The sequence below is a fragment of the Devosia sp. genome (assembly GCF_036563435.1).
Lineage (GTDB): Bacteria > Pseudomonadota > Alphaproteobacteria > Rhizobiales > Devosiaceae > Devosia.
Genome location: NZ_DATCMJ010000018.1, coordinates 189,080 through 206,890 on the forward strand (window position 1 = coordinate 189,080; position 17,811 = coordinate 206,890).

Genomic DNA, 17,811 nt, shown 5'->3' on the forward strand with positions numbered 1-17,811 from the left:
TGGGCCGCTCAGGGCGCCACGTCGGGGTCGGCAGCCTCGACCGCCACCGTTAGTGTTTCGAGCGCTCGGGCGAAAGCTGCACTGTTGCGGATCCAGAAGGCCGGCCAATCCGTCACCTGCCCGGCTGCGGCTGCCGGGTTCAGCGTCCAGGTAGGCTGCGCGAGGGCGGTCTGCATCGTGGTAGCGGACCGGTTATCGACAAGGATCAGGTCCACAGGATATTTGTCGGCATTCTCCCAGGAGAGCGTCTCAAAGTAGTTGTTGCCGGTCGCATCCACTCCTTCGGGTGACACGAGTTCAAGCCCCCACGAGCGCAGGTCAAGAAGTTCGGCGGCCCCGGCAGGATCAGCAACATAGAGCGCGTCTTCCCCTGCATAGACAGCAAGAGCCGAAAGACCTGGCTTCGCGCGGACGGCAGCTTCGAAAGCAGCGCGCGCTGCCTCGAAAGCTGCCTTGTCCGCCGAGATCTTGCTTTCGCCGAGATCGGCACCCAAACTTGCCGCCAGCGCCTCATAGTCCCCGATCATGCCGACGATTGACTCGCTGGCCGCTATGCCGGTGACAGGCGCCAATTGGGAGAGGATCGCCGTGAGGTCCTGCCCGCCGGACCATGCGGCGTTGCGGTCCCACCACTCGGCGATGATAAGTTCGGGTTCGAGCGCAGCGGCTTTCTCGATATCAACTTCGGACCAAGTCTGGCCGATGATTTCGATACCGGACAGATCGAGCCCCTCAAGCGCCTTGGCCTCGGCGACCGGGCTATCGGCATAGATGCCGACTGGCCTTATGCCAAGCGGGATCAAGCCGGCTGCGGCGTCCTGGCTGGCGATGATGCGCGTAGGCGCGGCGTCAAGCGTCACCGTCTGCCCAGTGGGATCCGTAAAGGTCCAGTGCTCAGCCTGTGCCGCAGCAGGCAAAAGGGTGAGCGCTGCGACAATTGCGGTCTTCCAAAACATCCCAGTCTCCCCAGCCGCGTCGCTGCTACCTAAGGGAGGCTAACATGAACGGTCAAGTCATGTTTGTGGTGGGCCGCAGGAGAGCATCCTGATTGTAGCCCGGCGAGCCGCTATTCAGCCGGCCGCCGGTACTGGTAGATGCCGACATCGATCGAACCTTCAGCGAAGCCTGCCTCGCAATAGCTGAGGTAGTAGACCCACTTGCGCTTGAACAATTCGTCATAGCCAAGCGGCGCGATCATCGCCCAGCGCTCAAGGAAGCGTTCGCGCCACAGCCGTAGGGTCTTGGCATAGCTCAGGCCGAAATTCTCCACCTGCTCCAGCACAAGGCCGTGGCGTTCGCCATACTCCTTCATCACCGTCTTGGTCAGCAGCATGCCGCCCGGGAAGATATAGCGCTGGATGAAGTCGGGCCCGCTGCGGTAGCCGTCGAAATCCGATTCAATGATGGTGATCGCCTGAATCGCGGCGGTGCCGCCGGGCTTCAGCCGGTCATGGATGGTCTGGAAGTAACTCGGCCAGTTGTCTTCACCCACGGCCTCGATCATCTCGATCGAGCCGATATGGTCGAACTGCCCTTGGGTGTGCCGGTAGTCCTCAAAGACCAGCGTGGCGAACTGATCGAGACCCTGCCGCGCCAGGCGCTCATGGCCATATTTGAGTTGTTCGGCCGAGAGCGTGATGCCGCGCAGCTTGGCTTGGTAGTCGCGCGCAATGGTCTCGGCAAAGCCGCCCCAGCCGCATCCTATCTCGAGGACGGTGGAGCCCGGCGTCACGCCCGCCATGTCGGCCACGCGCCGGTATTTGGCGCGCTGGGCCTCTTCCAGCGTCTGATCACCGGAGGTGAACACCGCCGATGAATAGGTCATGGAAGGGTCGAGCCATTGGCCGTAGAAGTCGTTGCCGAGGTCATAATGCTCGGCAATGTTCTTCTTGGACCCTTCCAGCGTGTTGCGGCGGGACAGATGATAGTGGAGGTCACTGGCCGCCTTGCGGAAGAAGCCGGGGTTGGCCTGTTCGAACATGTCCCGGTTCTGCAGGAACACCCGAAACAATGCCGTCAAGTCGTCGACCTCGACATCGCCATTCATATAGGCCGCAGCAAAGCCAACGGTGCCACGCTGCATGGCTTCGGTGATGACCTTGAAATTGTTGAGGCGCAGCACTGCGTGAAGGCCCGTGGCCGGGTCGCCTACCGTGCGGGTGCGGCCATTTGGAAGAATGACGGTCACGGCACCATGGTTGATCGTGCCGAGCATCTTGGAGCCGATCCAGTCCACCGCCCAGGAGGCTAAGCGCGTCCAGGGCGTAACGCCGGTATTGCTCGTTCCCACAACGGTCTTGGTCATCGAACCGCTTAATCCACATACTATCCAAGTTAGGCAGTGCACCAAGTCGAGCGGACCGCGCTGGCTGCCTCCCCGCACTGTATCGCCCGAAAGCGGATATGCAAGCTGCAGTTTCAAGGCATTAGTGGCTTCCCGTAGCCGCCACTGCGCCTGTCCATCAACAGCAACTTGGTGACAGAATCCTGCGGCAGTCAGCCTTTAGGCTTGGCAAGGTCCACTAGCCGGAACTGCACCTGTTCGCGGCCCTGGTAGTGATCGATGGCCAGGGAGCCGGCGAAGTGGAAGGCGCTGTCGCCGTTGCGCAACAGCGCATCTCCGATTGCCGTCTCGGCAGCACGGAAGGCAATGGCCTTGAGTCGCGCACCATCTTCGGAGGTCAGGGTGAAGCTGACATGCCCGCCCTTGCCGACAATCTGCGCAAAGCGGGCGCGGTGCGCAGGAAAGGCAAAGAGCGGCCCAGGATTGCCCGAACCGTAGGGGCCGGCCTTTTCGAGGTCATGCACCAGATCGAGCGTCGCCCCGCGCGCCGTAAGCGCCGCATCTATGGGAAGGGCAGTTGCCGCCCGGGCCTGCGCGACATCCGCTGCCAGCTTTTCGATCATGAAGGCGCGGAAAGCTCCGAGCTCCCCTGACCGGATGGAGACACCTGCCGCCATGGCGTGCCCGCCCCCCTTGGGAATGAGCCCGAGTTCCACCGCCTCGATCACCGCCCGTCCCAGGTCGACGCCCGGCATAGACCGTCCCGAACCCGTCCCGGCCCCGTCAGGCCCGAGCGCGATGGCAAAGGCGGGGCGTTCGAAGCGCTCGCGCAGCCGCGCCGCAATCAGCCCGGCCACGCCCGGATGCCAGTTGGCCGACGCCAGCACCAGGACGGGCGGCCCCTCCCCGCTGCCGATTTCCAGCTGCGCCACGGCCGCTGCTTCCTCGACCGCCTCGACCTCGATGCGCTGCCGCTCCGCATTGAGCTCGTCCAGCCGCGCCGCGATTGCGAGTGCGTGGTGCTCGTCGTCCACCGTCAGCAGTTCGGTTCCCAGCGCCGCATTGCCGATGCGGCCACCGGCATTGATGCGCGGCCCCAGCAGGAAGCCGAGGTGGTAGGGGTTGATCGGTCCATTGAGCCGCGCCGCGAGGGCAAGCGCCGCGATGCCCTTGTTGTCGCCGCGGCGGGCAACGTCGAGCCCGCGCACCACGAAGGCACGGTTCAACCCAGTCAGCGGCACCACATCGCAGATGGTAGCGAGCGCCACGAGGTCGAGCAGCCTCAGCAGGTCCGGTAGGCCGGTATCGCCCCTTTGCCGTAGTGCGCGGTTAACGGCCACCAGCACCATGAAGGTGACGCCCGCAGCGCAGAGATAGCCGAGCCCGGAAATGTCATCCGGCCGGTTGGGATTGACCAGCGCAGAGGCCTTGGGAAGCTCGTGGTCGCTCAGGTGATGGTCGATCACCAGAACATCGACGCCACGGCCACGCGCATGCGCAATGGGTCCATCGCTGGTCGTGCCGCAGTCGAGCGTAATGATCAGCGTCGCACCACTGTCGATCAGCTTGTCCATGGCCGCGACATTGGGGCCATAACCCTCGAAAATGCGGTCAGGGATATGGACCTGCGGCTCCAGGCCAAAATGGCGCAGATATCGCGCCATCAGTGCGCAAGAACAGGCGCCGTCCACGTCATAGTCGCCAAACAGCGCCACGGCCTCGTTGTCGGTGATCGCCTGCGCCATGCGCTCGGCCAGTTCATCCATGGCAGTCAGCGTCGAGGGGTCCGGCATCAGCCCGCGAATGGTGGGCTCGAGGTAGCGCTCGGCGTCGTCCAGTGCCACGCCGCGAGCCGCCACGATGCGGGCTAGGATCTCGGAAATGCCGCTGCGCTGCGAGATGGCAGTCGCCAGCCTTGTGCTAGCCATGTCCAGCCGGTCCGTCCAGGCACGTCCGGTCACGGACCGGGTGACATCAAGAAAAGGGCGCGGAGCATCGAGCATGAGGCACAGGTAGGCGATTTGCGCTCCATGGTCGAGTGCGGACCGCCCAAACTTAGCAAGAGCTCAGCGCGCGTGCTGCGCCTTGATCCAGCGCACCGTCTGGCTCCAGCTGCGCATCACCAGCGTACTGGTCTCGATCGACCGACGGCGCAGGCGTACGCCCTCAAGCAGCGTACCATCGGTCACACCCGTCGCCGCCACTAGAACGTCGCCTGAGGCCAAGTCCGACACATCGTAAACGCGGTTTGGATCGACGATCCCCATGCCCCTGGCGCGGTCGCGCTTCGCTGGCGTATCGAGGATAAGCTTGCCCTGCATGTGGCCGCCGATGCAGCGCAGGGCGGCAGCGGCCAGAACGCCTTCGGGCGCACCGCCGGAGCCGAGATAGATGTCGATGCCCGTGTCCTCGGTGGTGACGGCATGGATGACGCCGGCGATGTCGCCGTCGCTGATGAGCTTGACTGCGACGCCAGTGGTGCGCAGTTCCTCAATCAGTCCCGCATGCCGCGGCCGGTCGAGCACGATCGCCGTGATCTCGCTCAAAGGCACGCCCTTGGCCTTGGCCAGCGCCCGCACATTCTCGGCCGCCGTCCAGTCGATGTGGACCGTGCCCGGGGCGTATTCAGCGCCGATGGCGATCTTGTGCATATAGACATTGCGCGCAACGTTGAGCAGCCCGCCCCGCTCCGCCATGGCCAAGACGACAATGGAATCTGGCTGGTTCTTAGCGCAAAGCGTGACGCCCTCCAGCGGGTCCACGGCGATGTCGACTTCCGGACCAGCCCCTGCCCCCACGGACTGGCCGATATAGAGGCTATCGCATTCGTGCTCTTCGCCCTCGCCGATGACAATGCGTCCGGCAATGGCAATGCGGTCGAGTTCGTCCTTCATAGCCGCAACGGCTGCCATGTCGGCAGCTTGCTCGTTGCCCTTGCCACGCCATTCGGCGGCGGCAATGCCGGCCCGTTCGGTCACGCGCACCAGTTCAAGGGTCAGGCTGCGATGAAGGTGGGCGGGGCTCTTGTCGCCCTCGACCTTGCTTAATTTCATGTTTCCTCCCGGGCCTGACTTGCCCGGCAGGGTGTCAGAGCGTTTCGATCCGGATCAGCTGCGGCTCACCCACGATAAACCCGTCCTCGGCGATCTGCGCAAGCGATTCACGCACACCCGATTCCAAAGTCTGCTGGGTAATCATCACCACGGTGCGCGTCGGCGAACCATCCGGCGAAACGGCCTTAGCGTTCAAATCCGACCGCTGGATGACAGAGTCGATCGATATCCCCCGTTCACCCATGCGCGTGGTGATCGCAGCCAGCGCACCAGGCACGTCCTTGGCATTGAGCCGGATATAGTAGCCGCCGTCGTGGGCCCGCATTGGCGCCTGCTTATAGGGCAGAAGTTCCTCGCTCGGTACGCCAAGCGGCGGAACGCGGGTGCCGCGGGCAATATCGAGGATGTCGGATAGTACGGAGGACGCAGTGGGCGGACCACCCGCGCCGGGCCCCGCCAGCAGCAGTTCGTGCACGTGGTCGGTCTCAAGCGCGACTGCATTCATCACGCCATCGACGCCAGCAATGGCCGAGCCCTTTGGCACAAAGGTGGGATGCACGCGCTGCTCGATGCCTTCTTCGGTGCGCTGCGCGATGCCCAGGAGCTTGATCTTGTAGCCGAGCTCGGCCGCCACCTTGATGTCGTGCTGGGTGATGCGCGAGATGCCCTCGACGCGGATCTGGTCAGGCGCAATTTCATAGCCGAAGCAGAGCGTGGCGAGGATCGAAAGCTTATGCGCGGTGTCGAAGCCCTCGACGTCGAAAGTGGGGTCGGCTTCCGCATAGCCCAGTGCCTGCGCGTCCTTGAGGCAGTCGGCGAAACTGATGTCCTCGTTCCCCATGCGGGTCAGGATGTAGTTGCAGGTGCCGTTCATGATGCCGAAGACCTTGGCGATCTGGGCAGAGCCCAGCCCCTCGCGCAGCGTCTTGATCACCGGAATACCACCGGCCACCGCCGCTTCAAAGCCCAGTTGAGCGCCCGACTCCTCAGCCATACGGGCCAAGGCGACGCCGTGCTTGGCCAGCAGGGCCTTGTTCGCAGTAACCACGGGCCGGCCGATCTCCAGCGCCCCCTTTACCGCAGCGAAAGCCGGACCGTCCTCGCCGCCGATCAGCTCGACAAAGAGGTCGATACCATCGGATTTGGCCAGCGCCACGGGGTCGTCGAACCATTCTAGGCCCGAAATATCAATGCCGCGGTCACGCGAGCGGGAACGTGCCGCCACCGCGGTGACCACCAGCTGGCGGCCAAGCTTCTTGGTGAGCTCGGCCCCGTCTTTTTGCAGGATACGTACGAGGGTGGCGCCAACATTGCCGAGGCCGGCAACACCTACACGCAGCGGCGCCTGCCGCTCGCCATCGCCGAAATCCTGCATCGCCTTAAGGATACGTGTGCGGGTATCCGAACGCGGTTCCCGCCCTTCGCGCAGGTCGAAAACGAACAGCGGATCGCCCGCGACGGTTCGGCCGAAGCGGGTGGGCGTCCATCCTCGCGCGGAGATAAAGGTTTCGACGGCGTGGCGAAAAGAGGCAATGTCACTCATGGTGGCGCCATCTGCATAGGATTTCGCCTAGCCGTCAATAGGAGTAGTGGACTTCTCGAAGGCTAGTCTGCCTTGGCGGCACCCGCGGCACGGCCGATCTCCCCGACCACTTTGGGGAAACCCCAGCGCAGCGACATTGGAGTAATAGCACCCGACACAGCCATGGTCAGGTCCTCGCCAACCAGCGTTGTAAAAGCGCCCTTGGCCATCAGCGGCGAAAGCTTGATCAGGTCCATGCCGGTAAGAGAATCCGCCGAGCTCTGGTTGTCGAAGAAGCTGAGCAGCATGTCGGCCGGAATGCGATCGAAGTTCTCGTAGCTCAGCGTATAGGCGATGCCGCTGGGGACCAGCGCGCCGCTCGATGCTTAGGGCGCCGGCACCATGCCGACATCGGCAAACAGTTGCACCCGCGGATCGCCCGCAATGCGCACCGAAACCTGACCGTCATTGCGGTTGACGATATTGGCGAACACCGTGCCTTCGATATCGGGATAGGCGGCGACCTGTTCGCGCAGGAAGGCTTCGGTCTCGCTGATCAGCGCTTGGGCCTTTTCATCTTCACCCAGGGCGTTTCCGGTCAGCGTCACCACGTCCTGCCACCTAATCAGCCATGGCTTGTCCGGATAAGCGACCACCGGAGCAATCGCGCTGAGCACCTCGTATTCTTCCGCAGTGATGCCTGAGTAAGGCGCGATGATCACATCGGGATCGAGCGCCGCGATGGCTTCCAGCGGCGCCTCCGGCGTGTTGGCGAACACCACCGGTATCGGGACCTCGCGCTCGGCAATGGCTGCCTGCGTCCAGGGCAGGACGCCATCGTCACCGCCGCCATAAGCAAAGGAAGGCATGCCAACCGGCACGACATCCAGGTCGAGGACCACGTCCTGCACTGACCAGCCCCAGGTTACCACCCGTTCCGGCTTGCTCTCGATCGTGGTCACGCCCAGGGCATGCTCGATGGTGCGAGGAAATCCCTCCTGTGCAAAGCTCACGCCTGGCAGAACAAGGGCGAACAAAACGGCGTAGGAGATCGAGTGACGCATTGGACGGTCCGGGTCTATTGCTTGTGGACGGCGCGGGCGGCGGCGGAAAGCACTTCAAGGTAGCGCGGCAGACCCCAGCGCAAGGAAAGGATGCTGGGCGGGGACACCGCCGCGACATTCTCGGTGCCAACCAGGGCGGCAAGGCCGCCATTGGCGATCGGCGGATAGCTCTTGGCCTGCGGCGTCTGCAACCAGGTGTCGAGCGCTGCCTGTTCCTCGTAATAGGTGATGAAGATGTCGGCTTCGAGCTTGTCGAAGAGCTCGTAGCTCAGCGGATAGAAGAAAGTGTCGTCGCCGGGTGCATTGGCTGCAACGCTGGGGTTCATCTTCATGCCGAAGTCGGTCAGGAACTTCATGCGCGCGTCGAGCGGCGCATAGACCGCAATGGCACCGTCATAGTCGTTTGCGCTGGCAAAGGTTACTTCTGATAGTTCCGGATAGCGGGCGAACTCCGCTTTGACCCAGGCACTCGTCTCCTCGAGCAGCGCCTTCGCCTCCGTTTCCTTGCCCAGGGCCTTACCGATCACCAGCGTCAGGTCCTGCCACGGCGTTGACCAGGGTGCCCCAAGATAGGCAACTGTGGGCGCAACACCCGAGAGAATGTCATATTGATCTTGGGTGATGCCGGAATAAGCCGCGATGATGATGTTGGGCTGCAGGGCCGCGATCTGCTCGATGGGCGGTTCACTGGAAGCGGGCAGGATTGTCGGCATCTCGGCTCCTGCCGCAATCAATGCCTCCTCCACCCACACGTGTACGCCATTGTCGCCGCCGCCGTAGCTCTGGAACGGCATGCCGACTGGCACCTGGCCGAGGGCAATCACCACGTCCTCGTTGCTCCAGCCCCAGGTCACGATGCGCTCCGGCTTGGCTGGAATTGTGGTCTCGCCATAGGCGTGCTCGATGGTGACCGGAAAGTCCTGCGCCGCAGCAGACCCCAGAGCAGCAAGAGCGAAAAGCAGAGCAAGCAGCCGGATCAGCATGACACATCCTTTTGCATGGAGATGGCTCTCCATACAAAAGGTGATCTATGCTGTCATGTAATTTTTGACGTGTATGGCGCCCGCACGATGGTCACCCTCGGGCTTGGCCCGAGGGCGTTTACCGCCTTTAGCCGCTAAAACACTCCCGAGGCAGGCTCGAGGGCGACGTCAATCAGGTCATCCAACCAGCGGCACGACGTTGCCCTGCCCGCTCTTCGACCCAAGCAGCTTCTTGATGTTGCGCGCCGCTTGGCGAATGCGCTGCTCGTTCTCGACAAAGGCAAGGCGGATATACTGGTCGCCATATTCGCCGAAACCGACGCCGGGGGCCACGCCCACGCCGGTTTCCTTGATCAGCAGCTTGGCAAATTCCAGCGAACCCATATGGGCGAACTGGGCCGGAATGGGCGCCCAGGCAAACATTGTCGCTTCAGGGACCGGGATTTCCCAGCCGGAGCGGGCAAAGCTCTCGACCATGACGTCGCGACGATGCTTGTAGATCTTGCGCACCTCCTCGATCACGTCGTCAGAGCCATTGAGCGCCGCAGTGGCGGCCACCTGGATCGGGGTGAAGGCGCCATAGTCCAGATAGGACTTCACCCGCGCCAGCGCGGCGATCAGGCGCTCGTTGCCCACGGCGAAACCCACGCGCCAGCCGGGCATCGAGTAGGTCTTGCTCATGGAGGTGAACTCGACCGTGATGTCGATTGCGCCGGGCACCTGCAGCACGGATGGCGGCGGCGCATCCTCGTCGAAATAGATCTCGGAATAGGCGAGGTCCGAGAGGATGAAGATGTCGTGCTGCTTACAGTACTTGACCACCTCGGTGTAGAAATCGAGATCGGCCGTATAGGCGGTCGGGTTGGCCGGGTAGTTCAGCACTAGCGCGATGGGCTTGGGGATCGAGTGCCGCACGGCCCGGTCCAGCGAGCGCATGAAGTCTTCATTGGGATCGGCGGGCATCGAGCGGACGACACCTCCGCTCATGATGAAGCCGAAGGAGTGAATTGGATAGGTCGGGTTGGGCACCAGCACCACGTCGCCTGGGGCCGTGATGGCCGAGGCCATATTGGCAAAGCCTTCCTTGGAGCCCAGCGTCGCCACGACTTGTGTGTCAGGGTTGAGCTTCACGCCGAAGCGGCGGCCGTAATAGCTTGCCTGCGCCTTGCGGAGCCCGGGAATACCGCGCGAGGTGGAGTAGCGGTGGGTGCGGCCATCCTTGACCGTTTCCTGCAGCTTTTCCACGATATGCTGCGGCGTCGGCATGTCGGGATTGCCCATGCCCAGGTCAATTACGTCTACGCCTTCGGCGCGCGCTTTCGCCTTTAGCGGGTCGATATGGGCAAAGACATAAGGGGGAAGACGGCGAATCTTGTGGAAGTCGGTGCTCATGATTTCCTCGTCGGCCTTTTCGGACCTGAACTTGCCGCGACGCGCTTTGGCGCTGTGCCTTTGTTTGAGGCTCCGATTATCGCGGAATTATGGTTTAGACGGGTTAAACGGCCCTTCAGCGGGCCGGCTCATCATGTTCGGCTCTTCCCGGCCCGGTCGGGGGCCACGCGGGAAGAGCTAGCGGGCGTTTGCCGCCGCTAGAAAGGCAGCCGCGGCCACTGCACCAAGGGCGAGCGAGGCTCCAACCGTTGCGACAGTGTATAGAGACGGCATGTCCCTTGCCCTTCAGATGCGATTTTTGTAAGGAAATCAGCTAAGCTAAGACCGTTGATAATTCCTTGCACGGGTATTGTAAATGGTCCGCAGGGTGCCAACCTTCGGCTCCAATGGCAGACGGTGAGGTAAGATCTTGAAGCGCATTGCCCTTGTGACGATCGGCACGCAAGGCGACGTTCAACCCTATCTGGCCCTGGCTATTGCGCTCAAGGAGCGCGGCTATTCGGTGGTGCTGGGCGCCTCCGAAGAATTCCAGGACATGGTGGAAGGCTATGGTATCGAGTTCCATACGCTTGGTCCCTCGATCCAGTCTTTCCTGACCCAGCAGCGATTCGAAAACGCGATGAGCCAGTCCATGCTCATCAACGGCCCTTCCCTCCTGCGCCAGGGTCAGCAGATCGTGGACACCGCGGCGCGACATGCCTGGCGCATGTGCCAGGGCGCCGACATGCTGATCCTCAACATGAATACGAGCTTTGGCATCGACATTGCCGAGGCCCTCCATATTCCGGCGGTGATGGTCGCACTGCAGCCGCTGAACTCCACCAGCGAGTTCCCGCTCTGCATGTATTACGGTGCAGACCTCGGCCCCGCCTTCAACAAGCTGACCTACACGGCCATGACCGTGCAGCAAATCTACTACAACCTGCCGCGCAACAAGCTGCGCCGCGAGCTGATGGGCCTCGACGCCCGCAAGAAGGGCGGCTTCTTCCGCAACACCGACGGGACGGCAATGACGACGCTCTATCCCTATTCGCCCGTCATTTCGCCGCGGCCGCGTGACTGGCCCAAGAGCGCCATCGTCACGGGATATTGGCAGCTCAGGGACCGCACCGACTGGCAGCCCTCGCCGGAATTCCAGAAGTTCCTGTCAGAGGGCGAAGCGCCGGTTTATATCGGCTTTGGCTCCATGCCCTTTGGCGCCGAGCGCAACACCAAGATCCTCAAGGAAGCCGTCTCCATGTGGGGCGGCCGGGCCGTGGTGGCGCGCGGCTGGGGCGGCATCAATCCGCAGGACCTGCCCGACACGATCTTTGCCATCGAGAAGGCGCCGCACGACAAGCTGTTCAAATATGTCTCGGCCGTCGTGCACCATGGCGGCGCCGGCACCACCTCGGCGGGCCTGCATCTCGGCCGCCCCACCTTTGTGGTGCCGCAGGCGGTCGACCAACCCTATTGGGGCCGCCGTGTCTATGAACTGGGTTGCGGCCCCAAGCCGGTACGCCTGCGCAAGCTGACCTCCGAAATCCTCGCCGGTGCCCTGGAGGACCTTTCCACCAACGAGGGCTACCGCCGCAACGCCGCCGATATTGCCGAGCAGCTCCACGGCGAGGACGGCATCGAAAAGGCTATCAAGGTGCTCGAGCGCGTGATGGACAACTACGTCCCTCGGCTGCCCAAGGAAAAGAAGTCCAAGAAGCTGCCAGCCCTCAAGCTCGTCGGCTGATCTGCGTCGGGTCAGCCGCCTTGCCGGACAGGTCCAGACATGCAGAGAAGTGAGCTGATGTTTGAGCGCATGTTCAGAATCGTATGCCTTCTTGGCCTATTTCTCACTGCCTCACCCGGATCGGCTCAGCCAACGACCACCGCTTCCGCCGTCCTCGATGTCCTGGGCTTCGACCGCGAATACCCCACCTATGTCGAGGAGGTGATCACGGGGATGACCAGTGCAGGCCAGATCGGCAGCCCCGACGTCACGGCAAAGAATGTCAGCAAGCTCCAGACGGACGTTCGGCGCTTCTTGCTGGACAAGCGCGCCGAAGTCAGGGCCATCCTAGAGCGCTCACTAAGCGAGCATCGCAGCGAGGCTGAACTACAGGGTTTGCTCGAGGCGCTGGCTTCCGGACAGACCCTTGACGATCTACCACCGCAGGTCGGCTACTCGCTGCGCGCGGAAATTTTTGCCGCTGCTAGCGAACCAGCTGCCGAAACAGCTGTCGGAGATGCTGCGCGGTAAATGTGAGCCCCGCCGCTGGTGCCTATTCAGCCCCGCACACGACCTCGAGGTTGTTGCCGTCAGGATCGATAACAAAGGCGGCGTAGTAGTTTGGCGAATAGTCGCGCTTGCCGGGTGCACCATTGTCTTTGCCCCCATTGGCTAAAGCGGCATCATAGAAGGCCTTGACCACAGCATGGTCGTCCGTCCTGAAAGCCAAGTGGATGTTGGATCCGCCCTTCTCGTCGGAACCGATCCAGAATAGGGATAGTCCCGCCCCAGCCCGGCCGCGCCGGGATATTGAATCATGATCTTATAGCCGAGCGGCTCTAGCGCCGCCGTGTAGAAGGCAAGCAGCGCGTCGAATTGCTTGGTACGCAGGCCGATATGGTCGAGCATTTTATTCTCCCCTAATGACCCTCATTCTGGCGAATTGTGCTGACAGGCCATGTCAGCAACTAGCCTCCCAAGTGGCGCACGAGGTTGTCGAGAGCCGCGTTGTTGCCCGTCTGGGTGTTCTTCAGCATGTCCTTGCCGCAGAACGAGGTCACCTGCACCACCATGTGAAGCCTGGTTGCCGCACCCTCTGTTGCGAGCACCGTGGTGATAAGGCTCGCCGTCAGTGCCTGCCCACCAGAGGAAACAATCTCGCTGCTGGTGATGCGCCGCCCAGGATCGATGGAGAGGTAGCTGGTGACGCCGGTAAACTGCGGATCGTCCTTGCTGCCGCAGCGGAACACATCCTTGCCGCCCTCGCGGAAGTCGGCCTCGTCATAGACGAAGGCTGCTGTCTCGGAGGGAGCGCTCCAGCGGGCACGCTGCACCGGATCAGCAAGTGCCTCGAGGACACGCGCTAGTGGCGCGGCCAGGCGGCGCTCGAACAGCAGTGTCCGATAAACGACGTCTTGGGGCATGAACCTTCCTCCTCCGATGTCGGGAGAAGGTACGGTAGATGACTTGCAAATTGCAAGTGGTTTGGACAATGAAAAGAACGGCGGCGAACCGAAGCTCGCCGCCTTGCTGCTCTCGGACCTCTGCCTGCCAATCAGGCGGGCTGGGCCTCCGGATGGGCGTCGAGAGCTTCAATGCTTTCGCCGCGGTCATACGTGGCTTGGTCGAGGATGCCCTGGCGCTTGGACACGATTGTTGGCACCAGCGCCTGCCCTGCAACATTGACGGCCGTCCGGCCCATATCGAGGATCGGGTCGACTGCCAGCAGGAGGCCGACGCCTTCGAGCGGCAGGCCGAGCGTCGAGAGGGTCAGGGTCAGCATGACGGTCGCGCCGGTAAGCCCGGCCGTGGCCGCCGAGCCGATCACCGAGACGAAGATGATCAGCAGGTATTCCTGGATACCGAGCTGGATGCCGAAGAACTGGGCGACGAAGATCGCCGAAATTGCCGGATAGATGGCGGCGCAGCCGTCCATCTTGGTGGTGGCGCCAAGCGGCACGGCGAAGGCTGCATACTCACGCGGCACGCCCAGGTTCTCTTCCGTGATGCGTTCGGTGACCGGCAGGGTACCGATCGATGAACGCGACACGAAGGCGAGCTGGATGGCCGGCCAGGCGCTCTGGAAGTAGCGGATGGGGTTGAGGCCATGCGCCTGCAGCAGCACCGGATAGACCACGAACAGGACGAGGGCGAGGCCGATATAGATGGCCGCCGAGTACCAGCCCAGTTGGGCCAGGGCGTCCCAGCCGTAGACGGCCACGGCATTGCCGAGCAGGCCGATGGTGCCGATTGGGGTCAGGCGGATCACCCACCACAGGATCTTGTGCACGATCTTGAGGAAGGAGCGGTTAAAGGCAAGGAACGTATCGGCAGCCGCGCCGACCTTGAGCGCGGCAACGCCAACGGCGATAGAGACCACCAGGATCTGCAGCACGTTGAAGTTGAGGCTCGTAGTGGCGCCCGCATCGGTGACTCGCGTCGACGCCTGCAGGCCCAGGATGTTGGACGGGATCAGCCCCTTCAGGAAATCGAGCCAGGAACCAGATGATGACGGCGCCTTGGCCGCCTCGGCGGCAACGGCGGTGTTGAGGCCGGGCTGAATGATGAGGCCGAGCGCAATGCCAATAGCCACAGCGATCAGCGCGGTGATCGCGAACCAGAGTAGCGTCTGCCAGACCAGCTTGGCCGCGTTGTTGAGTTCGCGCAGGTTGGCGATCGAGGCTACGATAGCCGTGAAAACCAGAACTGGCACGAGAGCACGCAGCAGCGACACAAAGGTCGAGCCGATGGTGGACAGCGTCTGCAGCAGCCAATTGGCATTGCCGGCGGCGTCCGGCCCCATCTGGCGCGCGATGTAACCAAGGACCAGTCCGATGACCATGGCGACAAGCACCTGAAAGCCGAACTGACGATAAAGCGGCTTCGGCGCGCGAGGCGTCCGGGCCGCAGTGAGCGTGGTGGGAGACATGTGTAACCTGTTTCAAGCCGAGACCTGCTCACCGATTGAGCATCCAGCCTCGCAATTGGTCACAATCTACGCCTCGGCCGCGCCTGCTGCTGCAAACAGCATTGCCTTTGAGGCCCCGTCCGCGGAATTTCCTCCCGCGGGAGCAAAGCTTGCGGCAACAGCTGACTAATGTGCCCTGCCCCGCATCAACAGCGTCGTGGCCGAGGCCAGCAGCGCGGGCGCAAACAGGGCGGTCGCAAAACCCAGAATCAACAGCCCCATCCCCACGTCGAACCAGGCCAGGGCGAGGAGGCTCACACCTGCAAAGCAAAAGGCGGTGCCAGCACTCCGGTGCACGACGCGCCAGGCTTGGTCGGTGGGCACGGGCCAGGGCATGCGCAAGCCAGCATAGGTGTGGCGCTCGGCCTCGAACAGGACCACGCCGAGCAGGATCAGCGCCGCGCCCAAGCCAAAGGCTGTGAAGCGGATGAAATCGAGATCCGAGCCGATCCCGGTGAGGAGAAACCCCAGCTGGGTTGCCGCGACCACCGTCATCAACAGCGTCAGCGCCGGATCGAGGATGTGTTGCGACTTGGCATACTGGTTCTTGCTGAGCGCCCGGCCGAGGGCGAAGAAACAACCGATTAGACCCGCCTGCACGAGCGGGGCGACCAACAACACCTCACGCGGCCACACCCAGTCTAACAAGCTGCCGGACCAATGCGCCGGGAAAACGAAGTCATGCGGAATGCGCAGAAAGCCAACGGCGGTCAGTGCCAGCGTGACGAAAAGAAGCAGAAGGTGGAATCGTGTGACGAGGTTTTGCATGCAGGCTCATCCGGCGGTGCGGCAGATATAGGCGCCAGCGCGTGCAGGGAAAGCTCTGCTGACAAGAAATGTCGCCGCCTCCTGGAATCCTGCCAGCCTTCAACACTTTCCCACCAAGCAAACGGAGGTTGATCGCATGTTCACCATATTGGGCGCAGCCGGCAATATCGGCTCTGCACTGGTTGCCGAACTTGGACGGCGTGGCGAGCAGGTCCTTGCCGTTGTTCACTCTGCAGAGAAGATGGACATAGTAAGGGCAGCACATGTCGAACCGGTGGTGGTGGACGTGCGGGACAGCGATGTACTACGCGCGGTCTTTCGCAGAAGCTCGCGTGCTTTCCTGCTCAATCCGCCTGGCGATCCCACCGGCGACAGCCAAGCCAGCGAGCTTGCCACGGCGCGGAGCATCACTGCGGCGCTGGCGGAGAGCCAACCCGAAAAGATCGTGGTGGCATCGACCTATGGCGCACGGCCCGGCCAGGGTGTCGGCGACCTGACGACGCTTCATGCATTCGAGCAGATGGCGCTGGCGAGCGGCATACCAACAGCCATTAACCGTGGCGCCTATTACTTCACCAATTTCGACATGCTGATTGATGCGGCCCGCGCAGGCAGCCTGCCGGTCGGTTTCCCCCGGGGTCTATTTCTGCCGATGGTTGCGCCCGAGGATCTTGCACAGGCGGCAGCGGATCGGCTCCAGAGCGGCGTTGATGATGTGGGGATACTCTATGTGGAAGGACCAAAGCGCTACACCTTTGGTGACGTCGCTGAAGCGTTCGCTTCCGCATTGGGCCATGCAGTCGAGGTCGAGACCACGCTGCGGGAAGATCTTGCGCCGAGCTACCGGGCGCTCGGCTTTTCTCCCGAGTCCGCGGCGTCATTCGCCCGTATGACTGAAACAGTGCTCGACGGACCGGAGCTGCCGGACAATCCGCGTCGCGGAACGGTGACGCTGGAGCAGTATGTCGGGCGGCTGGTCAGCAGGTAGCCTGCAAAAGCAAAGGGGCCGGTTTCCCGGCCCCTCGCAACTGATCGATCCGAAGCTTAGCGCTTGGAGAACTGGAACGAACGACGGGCCTTGGCCTTGCCGTACTTCTTGCGTTCAACGACGCGGGCGTCGCGGGTCAGGAAGCCACCCTTCTTGAGCACGGGGCGGAGCGCCGGCTCGAAGTAGTTGAGTGCCTTCGAGATGCCATGACGAACAGCACCAGCCTGGCCGGAGAGACCGCCGCCAGCAACGGTCACAACAACATCATACTGGTCGTTGCGGTCGGTCGCGACGATCGGCTGCTTGACGATCAGCTGCAGCACCGGACGGGCGAAGTAGGTGGCGAATTCGCGACCATTGATGGTCAGCGTGCCCTTGCCCGGCTTGATCCAGACGCGTGCGACGGCGTTCTTGCGCTTGCCGGTGGCATAGGCGCGGCCCTGGGCGTCGAGCTTCTGGACGTGAACCGGAGCGGTGTTGACTGCCGGAGCAACAGCCGAGGTGCCGAGGTCTTCGAGGGAGTTGATGGTTTCGGCCATATTACTTCACCCGCGCATTCTTGGAGTTCATCGCAGCAACGTCCAGCTTGGCCGGGTTCTGCGCTTCGTGGGGATGCTCAGCGCCGGCATAGACGCGGAGGTTCTTGAGCTGGGCACGGGTCAGCGGGCCGCCAGGCATCATGCGGCGGACGGCGTTCTCGAGCACGCGCTCGGGGAAACGGCCTTCCAGCAGCTGACGGGCAGTGCGATCCTTGATGCCGCCGGGATAGCCGGTGTGCCAGTAGAACTTGTGCTGGTCCAGCTTGCGGCCGGTGAGCTTCACCTTGTCGGCATTGATGACAACGATGTTGTCGCCCATGTCCATGTGGGGGGTGAAGGTTGGCTTGTGCTTGCCGCGCAGGCGCGAGGCGATGATCGAAGCGACGCGACCCACGACGAGGCCATCGGCGTCGATCAGGATCCACTTCTTTTCGATCTCGCTCGGTTTTGCCGAGTAAGTGCTCATGCTTGAATTCCCTAGAAAAATGGGGCTTGCAGCCTTCGTCCGGGGAAGAAAGCGGCTTGTTCGGTGCGTCCTGTAAGTGGGA

Annotated in this window: 17 protein-coding genes and 1 pseudogene; 3 read left to right on the forward strand and 15 right to left on the reverse strand. The window is 62.6% G+C overall.

Going from position 1 to position 17,811, the window contains the following annotated elements; all coding sequences use genetic code 11:
- Positions 1-8 precede the first annotated feature (8 nt).
- The 9 genes from VIL88_RS13440 to VIL88_RS13480 form a co-directional block, all read right to left on the reverse strand.
- Entirely contained in the window at positions 9-956 is a 948-nt protein-coding gene (locus VIL88_RS13440) for an ABC transporter substrate-binding protein (protein ID WP_331989664.1), read from the reverse strand.
- Positions 957-1,066: 110 nt separating this feature from the next.
- The gene (locus tag VIL88_RS13445; RefSeq protein WP_331989666.1) at positions 1,067-2,305 is read right to left on the reverse strand and encodes a cyclopropane-fatty-acyl-phospholipid synthase family protein; all 1,239 of its coding nucleotides are present in this window, start codon (positions 2,303-2,305) and stop codon (positions 1,067-1,069) included.
- 191 nt (positions 2,306-2,496) lie between these two features.
- Positions 2,497-4,287, reverse strand: coding sequence for a single-stranded-DNA-specific exonuclease RecJ (recJ, locus tag VIL88_RS13450; RefSeq protein ID WP_331989668.1), 1,791 nt, complete (start codon positions 4,285-4,287; stop codon positions 2,497-2,499).
- A 63-nt stretch (positions 4,288-4,350) separates the two neighbouring features.
- The gene (gene glpX, locus VIL88_RS13455) at positions 4,351-5,337 is read right to left on the reverse strand and encodes a class II fructose-bisphosphatase (RefSeq protein WP_331989670.1); all 987 of its coding nucleotides are present in this window, start codon (positions 5,335-5,337) and stop codon (positions 4,351-4,353) included.
- 34 nt (positions 5,338-5,371) lie between these two features.
- Positions 5,372-6,712, reverse strand: a complete 1,341-nt coding sequence (locus tag VIL88_RS13460; RefSeq protein ID WP_331990699.1) for a homoserine dehydrogenase — start codon at positions 6,710-6,712, stop codon at positions 5,372-5,374.
- A gap of 230 nt (positions 6,713-6,942) precedes the next feature.
- Positions 6,943-7,167 carry a hypothetical protein gene (locus VIL88_RS13465; protein WP_331989672.1) on the reverse strand — a complete coding sequence of 75 codons (225 nt, stop codon included), beginning with the start codon at positions 7,165-7,167 and terminating at the stop codon, positions 6,943-6,945.
- A 78-nt stretch (positions 7,168-7,245) separates the two neighbouring features.
- Positions 7,246-7,923 carry an ABC transporter substrate-binding protein gene (locus VIL88_RS13470; protein WP_331989673.1) on the reverse strand — a complete coding sequence of 226 codons (678 nt, stop codon included), beginning with the start codon at positions 7,921-7,923 and terminating at the stop codon, positions 7,246-7,248.
- A gap of 14 nt (positions 7,924-7,937) precedes the next feature.
- Entirely contained in the window at positions 7,938-8,906 is a 969-nt protein-coding gene (locus tag VIL88_RS13475; RefSeq protein WP_331989675.1) for an iron-siderophore ABC transporter substrate-binding protein, read from the reverse strand.
- Between the two features lie 177 nt (positions 8,907-9,083).
- Positions 9,084-10,298, reverse strand: a complete 1,215-nt coding sequence (locus VIL88_RS13480; RefSeq protein WP_331989677.1) for an LL-diaminopimelate aminotransferase — start codon at positions 10,296-10,298, stop codon at positions 9,084-9,086.
- A 409-nt stretch (positions 10,299-10,707) separates the two neighbouring features.
- Here VIL88_RS13480 and VIL88_RS13485 point away from each other — a divergent pair, with 409 nt between their 5' ends.
- The gene (locus VIL88_RS13485; RefSeq protein WP_331989679.1) at positions 10,708-12,021 is read left to right on the forward strand and encodes a glycosyltransferase; all 1,314 of its coding nucleotides are present in this window, start codon (positions 10,708-10,710) and stop codon (positions 12,019-12,021) included.
- Between the two features lie 57 nt (positions 12,022-12,078).
- A complete protein-coding gene (locus tag VIL88_RS13490) occupies positions 12,079-12,531 on the forward strand; it encodes a hypothetical protein (RefSeq protein WP_331989681.1) in 453 nt (150 codons plus the stop codon).
- Positions 12,532-12,553: 22 nt separating this feature from the next.
- Here the strand turns inward: VIL88_RS13490 and VIL88_RS13495 are convergent.
- From VIL88_RS13495 to VIL88_RS13510, 4 genes and pseudogenes are all read right to left on the reverse strand, one after another.
- A pseudogene (locus VIL88_RS13495) lies at positions 12,554-12,909 on the reverse strand (VOC family protein).
- A gap of 59 nt (positions 12,910-12,968) precedes the next feature.
- On the reverse strand, positions 12,969-13,424 hold the full coding sequence (locus VIL88_RS13500; protein WP_331989683.1) for an SRPBCC domain-containing protein: 456 nt from the start codon (positions 13,422-13,424) through the stop codon (positions 12,969-12,971).
- A 131-nt stretch (positions 13,425-13,555) separates the two neighbouring features.
- Positions 13,556-14,929, reverse strand: a complete 1,374-nt coding sequence (locus VIL88_RS13505; protein WP_331989685.1) for a dicarboxylate/amino acid:cation symporter — start codon at positions 14,927-14,929, stop codon at positions 13,556-13,558.
- Positions 14,930-15,094: 165 nt separating this feature from the next.
- The gene (locus VIL88_RS13510; RefSeq protein WP_331989687.1) at positions 15,095-15,736 is read right to left on the reverse strand and encodes an SdpI family protein; all 642 of its coding nucleotides are present in this window, start codon (positions 15,734-15,736) and stop codon (positions 15,095-15,097) included.
- A 136-nt stretch (positions 15,737-15,872) separates the two neighbouring features.
- Here VIL88_RS13510 and VIL88_RS13515 point away from each other — a divergent pair, with 136 nt between their 5' ends.
- The gene (locus VIL88_RS13515; protein ID WP_331989689.1) at positions 15,873-16,724 is read left to right on the forward strand and encodes an NAD(P)H-binding protein; all 852 of its coding nucleotides are present in this window, start codon (positions 15,873-15,875) and stop codon (positions 16,722-16,724) included.
- A 56-nt stretch (positions 16,725-16,780) separates the two neighbouring features.
- On the opposite strand, the gene rpsI is transcribed toward VIL88_RS13515, so the two are convergent.
- Complete coding sequence (gene rpsI / locus VIL88_RS13520; protein WP_331989691.1) at positions 16,781-17,263, reverse strand: 30S ribosomal protein S9; 483 nt, start codon at positions 17,261-17,263, stop codon at positions 16,781-16,783.
- A gap of 1 nt (position 17,264) precedes the next feature.
- Positions 17,265-17,729 carry a 50S ribosomal protein L13 gene (rplM, locus tag VIL88_RS13525; RefSeq protein WP_331989693.1) on the reverse strand — a complete coding sequence of 155 codons (465 nt, stop codon included), beginning with the start codon at positions 17,727-17,729 and terminating at the stop codon, positions 17,265-17,267.
- Between the last annotated feature and the right edge of the window lie 82 nt (positions 17,730-17,811).

Coding starts and splice junctions, on each gene's coding strand:
- VIL88_RS13505 (WP_331989685.1), bottom strand. CDS start 14,929: ATGTCTCCCACCACGCTCACTGCGGCCCGGACGCCTCGCGCGCCGAAG.
- VIL88_RS13460 (WP_331990699.1), bottom strand. CDS start 6,712: ATGCAGGATTTCGGCGATGGCGAGCGGCAGGCGCCGCTGCGTGTAGGT.
- rpsI (WP_331989691.1), bottom strand. CDS start 17,263: ATGGCCGAAACCATCAACTCCCTCGAAGACCTCGGCACCTCGGCTGTT.
- VIL88_RS13510 (WP_331989687.1), bottom strand. CDS start 15,736: ATGCAAAACCTCGTCACACGATTCCACCTTCTGCTTCTTTTCGTCACG.
- VIL88_RS13470 (WP_331989673.1), bottom strand. CDS start 7,923: ATGCGTCACTCGATCTCCTACGCCGTTTTGTTCGCCCTTGTTCTGCCA.
- VIL88_RS13500 (WP_331989683.1), bottom strand. CDS start 13,424: ATGCCCCAAGACGTCGTTTATCGGACACTGCTGTTCGAGCGCCGCCTG.
- VIL88_RS13480 (WP_331989677.1), bottom strand. CDS start 10,298: ATGAGCACCGACTTCCACAAGATTCGCCGTCTTCCCCCTTATGTCTTT.
- VIL88_RS13475 (WP_331989675.1), bottom strand. CDS start 8,906: ATGCTGATCCGGCTGCTTGCTCTGCTTTTCGCTCTTGCTGCTCTGGGG.
- glpX (WP_331989670.1), bottom strand. CDS start 5,337: ATGAAATTAAGCAAGGTCGAGGGCGACAAGAGCCCCGCCCACCTTCAT.
- recJ (WP_331989668.1), bottom strand. CDS start 4,287: ATGCTCGATGCTCCGCGCCCTTTTCTTGATGTCACCCGGTCCGTGACC.
- VIL88_RS13515 (WP_331989689.1), top strand. CDS start 15,873: ATGTTCACCATATTGGGCGCAGCCGGCAATATCGGCTCTGCACTGGTT.
- VIL88_RS13440 (WP_331989664.1), bottom strand. CDS start 956: ATGTTTTGGAAGACCGCAATTGTCGCAGCGCTCACCCTTTTGCCTGCT.
- rplM (WP_331989693.1), bottom strand. CDS start 17,729: ATGAGCACTTACTCGGCAAAACCGAGCGAGATCGAAAAGAAGTGGATC.
- VIL88_RS13445 (WP_331989666.1), bottom strand. CDS start 2,305: ATGACCAAGACCGTTGTGGGAACGAGCAATACCGGCGTTACGCCCTGG.
- VIL88_RS13465 (WP_331989672.1), bottom strand. CDS start 7,167: ATGCTGCTCAGCTTCTTCGACAACCAGAGCTCGGCGGATTCTCTTACC.
- VIL88_RS13490 (WP_331989681.1), top strand. CDS start 12,079: ATGTTTGAGCGCATGTTCAGAATCGTATGCCTTCTTGGCCTATTTCTC.